This is a genomic window from Pseudoalteromonas sp. S554, assembly GCF_005930865.1.
Lineage (GTDB): Bacteria > Pseudomonadota > Gammaproteobacteria > Enterobacterales > Alteromonadaceae > Pseudoalteromonas > Pseudoalteromonas marina.
On record NZ_PNDV01000043.1, the window covers coordinates 27,687 to 42,335 of the forward strand.

The following is a 14,649-nucleotide window of genomic DNA, read 5'->3' on the forward strand; positions in this document are numbered from 1 at the left end:
TGGGTTAACACCCGTTTTTAATATGCTTTTAATTATGTATTAGTGAGGCATTAAAAAAGCCGAGCAGGATTATGCTCGGCTTAGGTCTGGGAAAATATAACTGCTACTGTTTGTTTATAAGTATGCTCACATTTTCTCTATCTGGACCTATTACCTTAAAGGTGTAAGTACCTTGTTCGGTAATATTCAGTGCTATATTGGCACCTATAGCTTCGAGTGAAGTAAGTTCACCAATGGTGGCTACAGGTGCATCACCTGCTCCGCCATAATCAACGGTACTCCAATCTTCAGACGCTACTTTAAATTCATAGTCGCCCGCTTCTAACTCTATGGATGTAGAGTAAACCGCATTACCCTCGTACATCAGTGGGTTGTCTGTTCCCCATCCATTTAAACTGCCGCGAATAAACACCGGTGTTTGTGCAAACATTTCAGCGTTAAGTACTTTGAGCGTTACATTATTTAAATCACTGGCATCAAATACAAACTGGTATTCACCTTGCTCGGCAATATCTAAGGTCATATTTGCGCCCGCAACCGATAACTGCTCTGCTGTGCCTATCATCACACTTGCATCCCCCTCGCCAGAGCCATAATCAACCGTGCTCCAATCTTCTGACGCTATTTTAAATTCATAGCTTGCAGCGCTCAGTGTTTTAGTAAAGGTGTAAATGCCTTTGCCTTGATAGCTCAGCTCATCGGTTACTCCCCAATCATTAAGCGTACCGCGCACATAAATAGCGGTGCCTACAAATGGCTCTTCGTTGAATAAAGTAAGCGTTGGATTTTCAGGGTTTGAAGCATCAAGCGAAAATACATAAGTTGCATCAATGGCTGCATTAAAGATCATGTTGGCACCTGAGCGCGTTAGTGGCTCACTTTGGTTTTCTACAACGTCTTTATCGGCATCAGAAAGCGCACCAAAATCAACCGTAGACCAATCTTCTGAGGCAATTTTAAATTCGTAATCGCCAGCACTGAGTGCAATTGCTATACGGTATTCACCTTCGCCAATATATTCAAATGCATCACGTGTGCCCCAGTCGTTTAACGTACCACGAACAAACACAGCGTTGCTGCCATAAGGTACTACATCAGGTGCGCCTACGGTTGCATTTGCACTTAAACCAGTACCTTGGCTCTCACCTTGGTTTTTAGCAAAAACAGCTAACGTATAAGGCGGTACAGTGAATGTGCCTTCGTTATCGCCTTCGGCAAAATTGGCGCTGGCCATGCTTGCATCAACACTGTTTTTTAATACGTCATGTAATTCAAAACCCGCTGCAGTGGCAATAGTATGGCTAAGAGTTTGCTCGGTTGCGTTAATTATCACAACAAGCGCATCAAGTGCTGGGTCTAAGTCTGTGAGTTCTTCACCATCATCAATGCTCATTACAATTAAGCCGTGCTGCTGGTTTTTACCCACATTGTGAAATCCGACACGGTCGATAACATCTTGTTCAGTTGTTAATCTAAATAACGGGCTTGCGCTGCGGATAGCCAAGAATTCTTGAAATACATCACCTGCATAAGCTATGTCTTGCGGCATTGCCTGTGCATCTGCATTAGCAGAGATAGGCATAATTTCAGACCATTTTTCTTGGTTCTTCTCTGCGTTAGGTAAACCAATGTTCCAGTTATTATTCTCTTTGGTTAAATCAACAGCATTAAACCAATCACCGGCATTATAGCTATCACGGTCCATTGACTTAGAACGCAGTAAATCAGCGCCCAATTGCATAAATGGGATGCCTTGGCTCATAAGTGGAATCGACAATGCCACATTGTGCGCGCGCACACGTTGCTCAATACTCATGCTTGATGCATGTTTGTATTGCAACTGATCCCACAGCGTTTCGTTATCGTGTTTTGATACGTAATGAATGCTATCCGCTGGGTCAAGTGCATACGCCGTTGGTTGAGTGTTCCAAGTAAAGCTATTACCTTTAGATGAATTACCTTTAAAGTCTTTTAAAATGTAATTTTGTAAGTTGCCCGCCAGCGATAACCGTAACGTGTCTTGTTCGGCTAGGTTGCCATCTGTCGGGTTATTGCTAAACATTGCACCACCACGCACGGCTTCGCGAATACGGTCGTTAAATGTGCCTACCTCTGAGCCTGCCATATCAGCTTGTTTAGCTTGTGTGAATAAACGATTGTTGGCTACTTCACCAAAATCCCAGCCCTCACCGTAAAAATAGTTATCAGGGTCAACGGCTTGCACGGCTTCACGCGCAGCTAATATTGATGATTTAGGCATATGCCCCATTACATCAAATCTAAAACTGTCGTAGCCAAATTCACGCGCTAAAATAACCATTGAATCAGTAACAAACTTATCCATCATTACATGCTCTGTAGCTGTGTTTTCACAACAGGTTGAGCGCTCTATTTCACCACTTACTTCGCTATAGCGGTGGTAGTAACCTGGTACTAGCTTATCGAATACCGACTTATCCCAAATACCCGATGATGTTGTGTGGTTATAAACCACATCCAGTACAACACGAAGTCCTACTTCTTGCAGTGATTGCACCATAGCGCGTGTCTCAACTACGCGAGCAATGCCATCGCTGCTTGATGCATACGAGCCTTCAGGCGCAATAAAATGATGAGGATCATAACCCCAGTTAAAGCCATCTAAATCACGCATCGCACTGGCTAATGCTTGTGCATCGTCTGAGCCAGGTAGGTAACTTTGCATAATATCGACAATGGCGCTGTTTTTATCTTCGATTTTACATGCATCAGCTTCATCGTTAATACGCTCACATAATTTACCTAAGGTGTCTGTAATTTCCACACGCTGTGAAGCATCTTCTTCAATGGTGCCAATATCAGTCACTGGCAGTAAATGAAAGTGTGTTAAGCCTTTATCTGCTAATTGCTTAAGGTGCTGCATTGGCACGCTTTCAAGTTCAGTGAATGCAAGGTATTTACCACGGTTTGCTTCGCTTACTGACTGATCACGCACACTAAAATCACGTACATGGCCTTCATAAATAACCGCATCTTCTGGGTTAGTAATCGTAGGTACGATACGCTCATCCCAGCCTTCTGGTTTAGTGTCTTCATCGGCTAAATTAATCAGCTGGCTGTATAAGCCATTAGCAGATACATTGAGTGAGTAAGGGTCGGTACTCCATAGCGACTCTATTTGCTGAGTCAGTGGGTGGTAAACATCAAAATTAAAGCGATAGTAATGGCGGTCATATTGCGTATCTAAACTTACTTGCCAAATACCTGTCTGTGTATTTAATGTCATTGGCGTGGAGTGCACTTGTGTTTTTGCATCATCAAACACGTTTAGCACCATGTTATTCGCGGTGGGTGCCCACACAGTTACATCAATCGTGTTATTGCCATAATTTACGCCAAGTAATGCCTCGTTAGCATCGTCTTCGCCTTGTGTGTAAAGGGCATCGAGTGCTTTAGCGGTTTGTACAAAGGTTGCTTCTAGTAGCTTGCCATCGGCATCGTAGCCTGCAACAACAAGCTGTTGCTTTATAAGCTGCTTTGCAGCGTCTGCATCCCAACTACCTTCATAAGCAGTCCAATCCGTTAAGTGTGGTACTTTTGCAGCTTGCTCATCAGTTAACTCGCTTGCAGTCAGCTCAACGGTTTCACCATTTAGCCCAGTGTCTAAATCAACCACCAAGTCAGCGGCTGCTGAAGAATGTAACTTAATGATTTGTGTAAGCTCATTACTTGGCTTATACAATACTGTATTTAAATCAATCCAATGTGCTGATGCACCATCTATCGCCACCGGACGTTCGCCCAAGCTTAAAATAGGGTATTCAAACACCGAAGGCTCACCATGAATGGTAAAGTTCATACGCTGAAACTTTTCATCGTCTTGCATAAGCGGCATGGTTAAATCAACATCACCAAACGCTTTACCCGATCCTTCTGTGCCAATGTGCACAATAAAGTTAGCACACTCGTTATATCCTTCTTTGAGGTCAATTATCCAGTAGGCACCGTAGTTTGGGTCAATCCCATCGTATTCATGGCCGTTAGCCCAATCGCTCGTGTCAAACGGAGGTGCGTAAGCATCACACACATCGTTATTCCACGAATGTAATCGGTAACCTTCGTAGTTATCGTCGGCTAAACGGTTATAAAATAAAACTGCCTCACCTTCACCAGCAAATACAATAGGATCAGGCAATGTTGGGTCGGCGCCCACTACACAGCTTTCGTTTTTATCATCCGGTACAGTAGGCGCTGCACACGTTATAGGCTCAGGGTCCACACATTGCGAGCCTGCTTCGTTTGGTACTTGTGGCACATTACAGGTTAAAAGCTGCTGCCCCGACTCAACTTCATCTGTCCCACCACATCCTGCTAATATCATTAACCCTAAGGCTATTAGCAAATATTTAGACATTGTTATAATTTTCATTTTTAAACGCTCCGTTTGCTAATTAATGACTGTATGTAAAACCAAGATAAAACTGACGACCAAAGTACTGAGTAGTCCCTGTTCGCTGCTCTGAGCCAAAGTAACTTTGGGTTGGTTCATCGGTTAAGTTATTAACTTGCAAAAGCATGGTGAGTGAATCGCTAAAGCGATAAGACGTTTGAAAATCGATGACTGTTTCAGCATCAAAATTGACCACTTGTTCGTTAATGGCAACCTGCTCTGATACAAACTCATCGCGGTAACGTACATTAAGGCGCGTTTCAAAATCGTCTAAAGCATAAAATAACGTAGCATTAAGCACATTATTAGATAATCCAGGTAAAGATTGAACGAGAGTATCGCCCCCTAAACTGGTGATCGATTCAATTTCACTTTCGGTGTATGAGTAACTTGCATTAGCGCCTAAGCCATTAAATGGCTCTGGTAAAAAGGTAAACACTTGCGTATAGGCAAGCTCTAGCCCTCTAATGTAGCCACCTTCGCCATTATTAACTGCCGTGGTGTAAATACCGTTTGTTGTAGCAACTTGCTCACCACTGACCGGATCTTCTATAGAGTCAGGAACGTTAAAGCCATTGCCTTTAAAGTCGAAGTTTTCGATTGATAAGATTTCAACAAACGAGTCTATATTTTTATAAAATAACGCCGCAGCAACAGTGCCGTTACCTTCTTCAAAATAATATTCGTAAGATAAGTCGTACTGGTCAGCATAAAAGGGTTTTAAAAATGGGTTATTGTTACTTGAACCGTTAATAACACCATCGTCACTTACGTTTGCGCTGGCATCGCCCGCTAAGCGGTTAATTGGCGCACGCGACATGACTTTAGCCGCAGCAAAGCGTACAAGTGAATTGTCGTTAAGTTGCAGGTTTAAATTTAGCGAAGGCAGGTAATCTGTATATTTAGTGCCTAATACATTAGGCGCGTATAAGTCATTAACAATGCCATTCTCATCAACAATATTTTGCGCACCTAAGCGCGCATCGCCTGCTACGTTTTCAAGTACGGTTGCTGATTGGTCGGTTTCGATACGGCGCACACCCACATTACCTGATAGGTCAAGGCCTGCAATTTGCGTGTTAATGTTTACCATCACGTACGCGGCTAGCACATCTTCAAACACTGAACCGCTTTGTAACACTGACCACGAATAGTTAGTTGTGTAACCTTGCGCGTCGTCTACGCCATCGGCGTTGCCCCATGTTTGAACGGGTTCTGGCGTGCCATCTGGAAACCATGCATTAAGTGCTTTATCTAAATCAATGGCTAAATACGATGGGAAATAACTAAAGTCGCCCTGCCAATCAACCACTGATGCCATATCGTCGGTTAAACGCAAAGGGGGCTGCGTTGTTGAAAATGCCCCGTCGTTACCGTACTCAAACACCGAGCGCTTTCGGCTGTATTCTCTATCTGAATAGCGTGCACCAAATTCTACTGAGCTAAAAATATCGCTTTCTAGCTCGTATTTAAAATCGAGTCTAAATGCCGTTACTTCATCTTCGGTTTGATCAGGGTAAATACCATATTTACTGACCATTACTCGGTCTATATCGCTAAAGGCGGCCGCCTGATTAAACCCAACGTCAGGTAAATTTAACCCATTTAACTGATAGTTAATTGCAACGTTGCTATCAAATACCGGCGTTTCTGCATTGGCATCTTCAGCCACTAAGCTCCACAACAAACCGTTTCTAAAATTACTTTTTGCGCGAGAAAGCGCTACATCAGCATTAACATTTAGTCTATCGGTTACTTGCCAATCGGCATTAACGCCAAAGCTGTCTACTTCGTCAAAATCTTGGTTGTCGTCATTCACTATTTCAACACGGGTATAACTTTTCGAAGTACGATTAACCGCAGCACCAATTACAGCATTGCCATCAAGTTGCGCATTTGCGTATGCTGCAGATGGGCCGCCTAATTTAACCCTAAAACCGCGGGCAAATGACTCTTTATCAAAGCGCGATAAAAACGCATCACCTTTTAATTTAAAATTATCTACCGGTGCCCACTCTATGGCAGCCAAATAGCCATTACGGGTTTCTTCACCGCCTAAATGCTGTAGCTCAAAGCCCTCGCTAATGTATTCACTTTCTGGGCTATCTATGGGGCCATTTGTGTCGTTTGGTACGCCATCAACATCTTTTCTATCGTTGTAAGCAAGGCCAATAAACTGTGTTGCTACACTTGGCTGAAATAAACGCGCAAACCCCAGTGCTACACCTAATGTATCGTCTAAATATTTACCTTGATACGAAAAGCTAATTCGGTCACCAAACTCAGTGGCATCCGATACCTCAGATGCACGGTCGTTATACATACCGCGCACATTAGCTACAAATTTATGCTTTTGATCATTATTGAGTGGGCTGGCTGTTTCAAGCTCTACCGTACCTGCCACACCACCTTCTATAAGCGATGCCTTTGGCGATTTATATACCGCCGCAGAGCTAATTAATTCTGATGGGTATTGGTCAAACTCAATACTGCGGCTACCACTTGTAGATACCTGCTCACGACCGTTAAGTGTTGAAAAAACAAAGCCGCCCGACAGCCCGCGTATATTAATTTGTGCAGCCTGCCCACCAGTACGCACAGCTGAAATACCCGGTAAACGAGTCAGTGCATCGGCCATTGAAATATCAGGTAATGCGCCTAGGTCATCAGCAGAAATTTGTTCTGACACCGTATCGCTAAATCGCTTTTGGTTAAGCGATTGAATTAAGCTGCGACTAAAGCCGCGCACTTCAATCACTTCTACATCGGTTTGAACTTGAGCGGTTTTGCTCGTCTCCTCAGGTGGTTCTTCAGTAGCTGCAATAGCACTATTGGCGGCAAATAATGCCAGCATGAGCGCATTTAATTTAAACTTTTGCATGTGTGTGCCTTTTGGTTATTGTTTTGTGTGGTGTGTCAGTGCAGTAAAAACACAACCAACAAATTGTAACCAAAAGGTGAATATTTTGTGATGAATACGTATGCAGTATAGCCTGCTTAGGCTGCAGCTATTTTGAGCAATTTAGCTAGCAATAGCTTAAATACTCACTACCACCCTAATGGCTAAGGCAACAAATATAAAACCCAGTACTTTGTCTAACCATGGATTGTGTTTAGTAAACCCAAAACGGTTTTTAGAAAACTCTGTTAGGGCGGCAACAAGTAAGTACCAACCGGTATCAATCACAAATACAGTTAAACACATCACCATTGCAATGCTTAGGGTAAGATTTTCTGGATCAATAAACTGTGAAAACAAGGCTAAAAAGAAAATAGCAAGTTTGGGATTTAAAAAGGCAATGGCAAACCCATCTTGTAATGCTTTAATGCTACTCACTTCGCTATTTTGTATTTTAAGTTCATCATTGTTGGGTTTAGACAATAAAATTTTAATTCCTAAGTAAGCTAAATAGGCAGCGCCTAAATACACTAACACCTGATACACAGTAGGAAACTGTAGCATTAACGCACCCAAGCCAAGTAATGAGGCTCCCGCATATAATCCCACTCCAATACCATGACTTAGCGCCGCTAGCATGCCATTTTTCATACTGCCGTTGAGCGAATGCTTTAATACAACCGCAAGGCTTGGACCCGGCGACATTGCGCCCATCATACAAATAGCCACTAGGCCTAACCACATAGAAAGAGTCATTTACAGCTCGTCAATTTCAATAAATAATGTATAACCATGCACTTGCCCATAAAAACCGGTTATTGGCACTGCGCTAATTACTTTCCAGCCATCTTGATTTAATTCCTGTATGCGATCATTCAGTGCGGCTATATCTACCCCACCCATAAAGCGGGTCTTTCTAAATTCGATTACTTTTTGCATTTAAATCCCTGTGTATCTTATAACGTGTATTGAAAATCGTAGTAATGTACACCGTTTTCAATGCGTATTTTCATACTGCCAGCTAATCCTTCTAGCTCATCAGTGCCTGAGTCGGAAATTACAGTTAAAATTAGGCTGTCTTGGCCTTTATCCATAGTGCCAAAATGTTGTAATACAAAACTGCCTTTTTTGCCTTCAAGTTCGCCTATTACTTGCTCTATTGCTACATAACCAGCACTGCCTTGCACAGGTGTCATAGCGCTTAACATTTCGCCTTGGCTAGAAGCATTAAGCTTGCCTGTAAATGTTTTATCAATCGACATACGCCCTAAATTAATGCCGTTTTGTCCTTTGGCATAGCCATCTAGTGGGGCTAATGCCACCGTAAATTGGCCTGTTACTATGTTGCTTGTCATAACAATTCCTTATTGATGATTTTTAAAGCTATTGATTTTTAATCCAATGATGCCATATCTATACCTCAACTTATAAAAAGAATCCACTATGCCAAACAGTACCCCCGCAACTGAAAAAGCTGCCTTTAGCAGTTTATTGCCTATTTTTGCATTTATAAAACCCTATAAATGGATGGTTATAGCAGCCCTTGGCGCTTTATTAGTAACGGCTGGCGTTAATTTATCGTTAGGCCAAGGGGTTAAGTTTGTTATAGATCATGGCTTTATTGCGGGCTCTCAAGCGCAACTTCAACAAGCTGTATTGGTACTTATTGGTTTAATTAGCTTATTGGCTGTAGGCACCTTTAGCCGCTTTTATCTAATGTCGTGGATTGGTGAGCGAGTGAGTAACGATATTCGTAAAGCCGTGTTTAATCGCATTGTTACTTTGCACCCTAGCTACTTTGAAGAAAACCGCAGTGGCGAGCTTATGTCGCGTTTAACAACCGACACCACTTTGCTGCAATCAATTATTGGCTCATCGTTTTCTATGGCGCTGCGTAGCGCATTAATGCTGGTTGGCGGTTTGGTAATGTTATTAATTACCAACTTAAAGCTTACGCTCGTAGTGGTTGCGTGTGTGCCGCTGGTATTAGTGCCGATGATGGTATTTGGCAAAAAGGTGCGTAAACTTGCAAGCTCGAGTCAAGACGCCATTGCCGATATAAGCACCTATGCCGGCGAGATCATTCAAAATATTAAAGTGGTACAAAGCTATAGCCACGAAACACAAGAGCAACATGCTTTTGCACTTGAAACCGAAAAAGCCTTCAACGTTGCCAAAAGCCGCATTAAACAGCGCTCGTTTTTAATTGCCGCTGTAATATTTTTAACCTTTAGTGCCATTAGCGCAATGCTTTGGGTTGGCGGCAGTGATGTACTGGCAGGCACTATGACCGGGGGTGAACTGGGTGCGTTTGTGTTTTACGCTATTATGGTGGCAATGTCGGTGGCAACGGTTGCAGAAGTGTACGGCGAATTGCAAAGAGCGGCAGGCGCAGCCGCCCGCTTACTTGAATTACTTGCGGTAAAAAGTGAAATTGAAAATCCTGAAAACCCGCAAGACGCTCAGCTACAAAATAACGCAAGTTTACCTGCAATCTCGCTTGAAAATATCAGCTTTAATTATCCCTCTCGCCCGGATGTCAGTGCACTTAACAAAATAAGCTTAAGCATTTCGCAAGGTCAAACAGTCGCTATTGTTGGCCCATCTGGCGCAGGTAAAACAACCTTATTTGAGCTACTACAGCGCTTTTACGACCCAGCTAGTGGCGCAATAAAATTTCACGATATTGATATTAAGTCGCTCTCTTTAAACACTCTGCGCGATAAAATGGGCATGGTGGCACAAAACCCTATTTTATTTAGCTCAGATGTAATGCATAACATTCGTTACGGCAATCCAAACGCCACTGATGAACAAGTATACGCTGCTGCAAAACATGCTCATGCCGATGAATTTATTAAACAATTACCACAAGGTTACAACAGCTTTTTAGGCGAGCAAGGCGTTAGGTTATCCGGTGGGCAAAAGCAGCGTATTGTACTTGCTAGGGCTATTTTAAAAGACCCTGAAATACTCCTTCTTGATGAAGCAACCAGCGCACTCGATGCGCAAAGCGAGCACCATGTTCAAGCCGCGCTTGAGCACTTAATGCAAAATAGAACCACGCTTATAATTGCGCATAGGCTAGCAACAGTTATCCACGCAGATATGATTGTAGTCATGGAAAATGGAGAAATTATTGCAACGGGCACTCACCAAGAATTAGTCGCAAGTAACCCGTTGTATCAAAAGCTGTGTGAATTACAGTTTAATAAGGATTAACCCTCTGTGTTTGGCACTATTTGAATTTCTACACGGCGGTTTTGAGCACGGCCATTTGCAGTATCGTTAGTGGCAATTGGGCGTGTTTCACCAAAGCCGCTAGTGCTAATACGCGCTGCCATAATGTCTTGGTTGGCTAAGTAAGCTTTTACACTTTGAGCACGCTCGCGCGATAAGTTCATATTGTAGCTATCTTGCCCTGTGCTATCTGTATGCCCTTCTACGCTTAGGTAGGTTTTTTCATACTTATTCATAACTTTAGCAATGGCGTTTAGCGTATCGTTAAACCCTGTTGAAATGTATGATTGGTCGGTTGCAAACGTAATATTAGAGGGCATAACCAAGCGCAAGTTATCGCCTTCGCGTACCACCTCAACACCCGAACCTGCTAGTTCATCACGAAACGCTTCTTCTTGCTTATCCATGTAGTCACCTACAGCAGCACCTGCTAATGCGCCAATAGCAGCACCAATAAATATACGCTTGTCTTTGTGGTTACCCGTTGCTTTACCTAACACGCCACCAGCAGCTGCACCAATTGCTGCGCCTTTGCCGGTGTTATTCATTTCGCAACCTGAAAGTAATACGGCTACCACTGTAACGCTTAAAAGTGATTTTGATAATGTCATGATGATGTCCTATTCATTTAGAATTTAACAACAGTATGTAATTACCTGTATGAACAAACTATGAAGTGCGTAACAATCACCTTATAATTTTGTTATTAACCCTACAAAATTGAGTTTTAATAAATATGTCATATTCCTTTGTGACAATTTAATGAATTCAAAAAAGGATAAAAGCGCAATGCTGATTGCTATTTTTAGACAGTTTTTTTTACTTGGCTGCATGAGCTTTGGTGGTCCAGCGGCACACTTAGGCTATTTTAAGCGCCACTTTGTAGATACACTAAATTGGATCACTAACACACGCTACGCGCAATTAATTAGTTTAAGCCAAGCGTTGCCGGGACCTGGTTCGAGCCAAGTGAGCTTTGCTATTGGCGTTGAACGCGCAGGGATATTAGGTGGTATTACCGCATTTGTTGGTTTTACGCTGCCATCTTTTTTAATTATGGTGATACTGGCCATTAGTGCACACCAATTTGATGCCGTTTACTATGCGATTATTGCAGGTTTGAAACTATTTGCCGTGGTCATCGTAGCTGATGCCACACTGTCTATGGCTAAAAGCTTTTGCACAAGTGCGGTGCTTAAGTTACTTACGCTATTTAGCACCTTAGCGCTTGTTCTACTGCCCGTGTTAAGCACGCAAATTGCAGTTTTAGTTATTGCTGCAACTATTGGTGCTATATGGCCTTTATTAAAATTAGGCGAGGCAAATCAAAATACGAATACCGATACAAAAAGTAATATTAACTGGGTTGCTCTGAGCTTATTTGCATTATTACTGGCTATTAGCTTTGCCCCGCTTGGAAAAGAATTTGCATTATTTGCGCCTTTTTACCAAGCAGGCGCTATGGTGTTTGGTGGTGGGCACGTTGTATTACCCGTACTGCAAGCTGGTGTACCTGCGCTGAGTGATGACCAATTTTTAAGTGCTTATGCCAGCGCTCAAGCAATCCCTGGCCCTATGTTTACTATTGCTACTTATTTAGGTGCACAACTTAATACTGCGCAGCCTTTATTTGGCGCACTGGTTGCTACGTTATTAATTTTTGCACCCGGCTTTTTATTGATGTTAGCATTTCAAAAAAGCTGGCTTAACTTGGCTAATAAACCGCGTTTTGCTAGTTCAATTGCCGCACTTAATGCCGCCGTTGTGGGCTTTTTGGCCGCAGCTTTATACTCACCTATTTGGACATCGGCAGTGCACAGCTGGTTACATATTGGGTTAGTTGTTGTAGCTTTTGCATGGCTACGACTTAAAAAGCCACCTATTTGGTGGCTATTAATATTATTTATTAGTGTGGGTCTTGCACAGCATTATTGGGCACTTTAATACTGGGCTTTTCAGTTTGCCCTGCATTGGTTGGTGGGCTTAACTGCCCACTCACACTTTGATAAGCGCGCAATCCAAAAATAGGCAGCACGGCAAGTAAGTGATCCATTATTTCGGCTTGCAAATGTTCGTAAGAAATCCAGCGCTTATCTTCACTAAAGCAGTAAAACTCAATAGGTAAACCGTGGTTTAAAGGTTGAAGCTCCCGCACCATTAAAGTAAGCGAAGAGTTTATTTTACTATGCTGCTTTAAATACCCTTCGGCATAACGACGAAACAGCCCTAAATTAGACACAGGCTCTGGCAATGCCGATACACGAATATACTCGTGCAGCGGAATAGCGGCGTCTATTTGCGCTCTAAACTCGTCGTTTACTAAGCAAATGCTGTTCATATCAATATTGAGTGAGCGCTTAATCCGCCTTCCACCCGACTCCTGCATACCACGCCAGTTTTTAAACGAGCCTGCCACCAGCATGTACGTAGGAATAGTCGTAATAGTGTTATCCCAGTTACGTACTTTTACCGTGTTTAAGCCTAAGTCTATTACCTCACCATCGGCGCCATAATTATCAACTTGTATCCAATCACCATAAGTAACTAATCGGTTAGCCGCAATTTGTATACTGGCAACAAACCCTAAAATCGTATCTTTAAATACTAATAAAGTGACGGCGGCAATCGCACCAAAACCCGAAAGAATATACGTTGGTGATTTTTCAAGCACAATACTAACAATTAAAATGCCACAAACAATAAAGGTAATTAGCTTTACAACTTGCACAAGGCCCTGAATGGGGACTTCTCGAGCAAAGTCTAATTGGTTATAAATAGCAGCCGCAAGACTTACAATACTGCTGATAATAAAACCGGTATAAATAATTAATAAAGCTTGGCCTATGGTTTTAAGTATTTCAGCCGCTAACTCACCAACCGGATATACACTATCGAAGGTGGCTAAAAACAGTACACAACACAGTAGCCCAGCAATACGCTTATTAAGCTTAGTTAACATTGGAGAAAGCGCGCCAATACGCTCAGGTGATAACTTAGTAACCACCTTTTGAATACCTGGCAGCATAAGCCTGCGAGTAAATAAATACACAACAAATAACGAACAAATGCCAATGGCGGTAGCCGTTAGTGCACTAAAAAAAGCAGCGTCGGGGACGTTTTCAAACCAAGGGGCAATTAGCTCTTGTATATGGGTGTTGGTCATAGTGTTTTGGCTTCCTTACTAATTTGTGCATCTGGCATAGCTTGCTGAGCATAAATACCTGCCAATTGCTTATCTTTTGCAACCCATAAGTCGTTCACATACTGTTGAAAGTTAGCTTTGAACGCTTCATCTGTTTGGTAACTACCTAACATAGTGTCGGTAATAGCCATTACATCAATTGATACGTGAATAGAGTCTAGCTCACCTTTTAATAAGTTGCGGCACACATGATCTGACTTACCGCTATAGACCAAACTGGTATTTAACATAGCATCAAACTGGGTTCCAAGTACCTCAAGTGCAAATGCAATTCCACCTGCTTTTGGTTTTAGTAAATGCTTAAACGGGCTTTGCTGTTGTGCGTGTTTAGCGGGTGTATAACGCGTTCCTTCAACAAAGTTGATAATAGTTGTTGGATGGTTACGAAAGTTACGACAGCTGTTTTTGGTACGCTCTATGTCTAACCCTTTAAGCTTTGGGTTTTGAGCTATTTGCGCTTTGCTTACACGTTTCATAAATGGCATTCCCATCGCCCACGCACCTGTGCCAATAAATGGCACGTATTTTAAATCGTCTTTTAAAAAAAACTTAGGAGCGGGTAACGCATGCATAGAGCTAAGCACCGTAATATCTAACCAACTCATATGGTTACAAATTAGTAAGTACCAACTTTTTGAATTTAAATCACCTTTCACATCAATTTTAATGTCTGGGCAACCTAGCCATAAACCTAATCGATTACCATTACACCATCCCCGATAAGCGCTATGTAATAAACGATTAACAGCATGAATAGGCAGTAATAGTTTCACTAATCCCAAAAGTAATACCAACACGCCAAAAATTATAAGGTTAGTAAATAATACGCAGCCTACAATTAGGCCGTTTAGCCAATTTGGTAACCATTTTTTTAGCATA

Annotated in this window: 10 protein-coding genes; 2 read left to right on the forward strand and 8 right to left on the reverse strand. The window is 42.3% G+C overall.

Annotation, left to right across the window (positions count from 1 at the left end):
* Nucleotides 1–103: 103 nt before the first annotated feature.
* From CWB65_RS11300 to CWB65_RS11320, 5 genes are all read right to left on the reverse strand, one after another.
* Nucleotides 104–4,408 carry an alpha-1,6-glucosidase domain-containing protein gene (locus tag CWB65_RS11300; RefSeq protein WP_138740601.1) on the reverse strand — a complete coding sequence of 1,435 codons (4,305 nt, stop codon included), beginning with the start codon at nt 4,406–4,408 and terminating at the stop codon, nt 104–106.
* A 22-nt stretch (nt 4,409–4,430) separates the two neighbouring features.
* Entirely contained in the window at nt 4,431–7,310 is a 2,880-nt protein-coding gene (locus CWB65_RS11305) for a TonB-dependent receptor (RefSeq protein WP_138740602.1), read from the reverse strand.
* 156 nt (nt 7,311–7,466) lie between these two features.
* On the reverse strand, nt 7,467–8,084 hold the full coding sequence (locus CWB65_RS11310; RefSeq protein ID WP_008129861.1) for a LysE family translocator: 618 nt from the start codon (nt 8,082–8,084) through the stop codon (nt 7,467–7,469).
* Nucleotides 8,085–8,267, reverse strand: coding sequence for a DUF4177 domain-containing protein (locus CWB65_RS11315; protein WP_058403592.1), 183 nt, complete (start codon nt 8,265–8,267; stop codon nt 8,085–8,087).
* A gap of 17 nt (nt 8,268–8,284) precedes the next feature.
* Nucleotides 8,285–8,683 carry a DUF3224 domain-containing protein gene (locus CWB65_RS11320; protein WP_006794216.1) on the reverse strand — a complete coding sequence of 133 codons (399 nt, stop codon included), beginning with the start codon at nt 8,681–8,683 and terminating at the stop codon, nt 8,285–8,287.
* A gap of 88 nt (nt 8,684–8,771) precedes the next feature.
* Between CWB65_RS11320 and CWB65_RS11325 the strand changes: the two genes are divergently transcribed.
* Nucleotides 8,772–10,550: an ABC transporter transmembrane domain-containing protein gene (locus tag CWB65_RS11325; RefSeq protein ID WP_006794215.1), complete on the forward strand. Its 1,779-nt coding sequence runs from the start codon at nt 8,772–8,774 to the stop codon at nt 10,548–10,550.
* Here the strand turns inward: CWB65_RS11325 and CWB65_RS11330 are convergent.
* Entirely contained in the window at nt 10,547–11,179 is a 633-nt protein-coding gene (locus tag CWB65_RS11330; RefSeq protein WP_008129859.1) for a YiaD family glycine zipper/OmpA-like lipoprotein, read from the reverse strand. The genes CWB65_RS11325 and CWB65_RS11330 overlap by 4 nt on opposite strands.
* A 178-nt stretch (nt 11,180–11,357) precedes the next feature.
* Here CWB65_RS11330 and chrA point away from each other — a divergent pair, with 178 nt between their 5' ends.
* Nucleotides 11,358–12,512, forward strand: coding sequence for a chromate efflux transporter (gene chrA / locus CWB65_RS11335; RefSeq protein ID WP_138740613.1), 1,155 nt, complete (start codon nt 11,358–11,360; stop codon nt 12,510–12,512).
* On the opposite strand, the gene CWB65_RS11340 is transcribed toward chrA, so the two are convergent.
* Both CWB65_RS11340 and yihG read right to left on the reverse strand, forming a co-directional pair.
* Entirely contained in the window at nt 12,475–13,731 is a 1,257-nt protein-coding gene (locus CWB65_RS11340) for a mechanosensitive ion channel family protein (RefSeq protein WP_138740603.1), read from the reverse strand. The two genes, chrA and CWB65_RS11340, sit on opposite strands and share 38 nt — an antisense overlap.
* The gene (gene yihG, locus CWB65_RS11345; RefSeq protein WP_010557733.1) at nt 13,728–14,648 is read right to left on the reverse strand and encodes a 1-acylglycerol-3-phosphate O-acyltransferase, YihG family; all 921 of its coding nucleotides are present in this window, start codon (nt 14,646–14,648) and stop codon (nt 13,728–13,730) included. The genes CWB65_RS11340 and yihG overlap by 4 nt, the downstream gene beginning before the upstream one ends.
* Between the last annotated feature and the right edge of the window lies 1 nt (nt 14,649).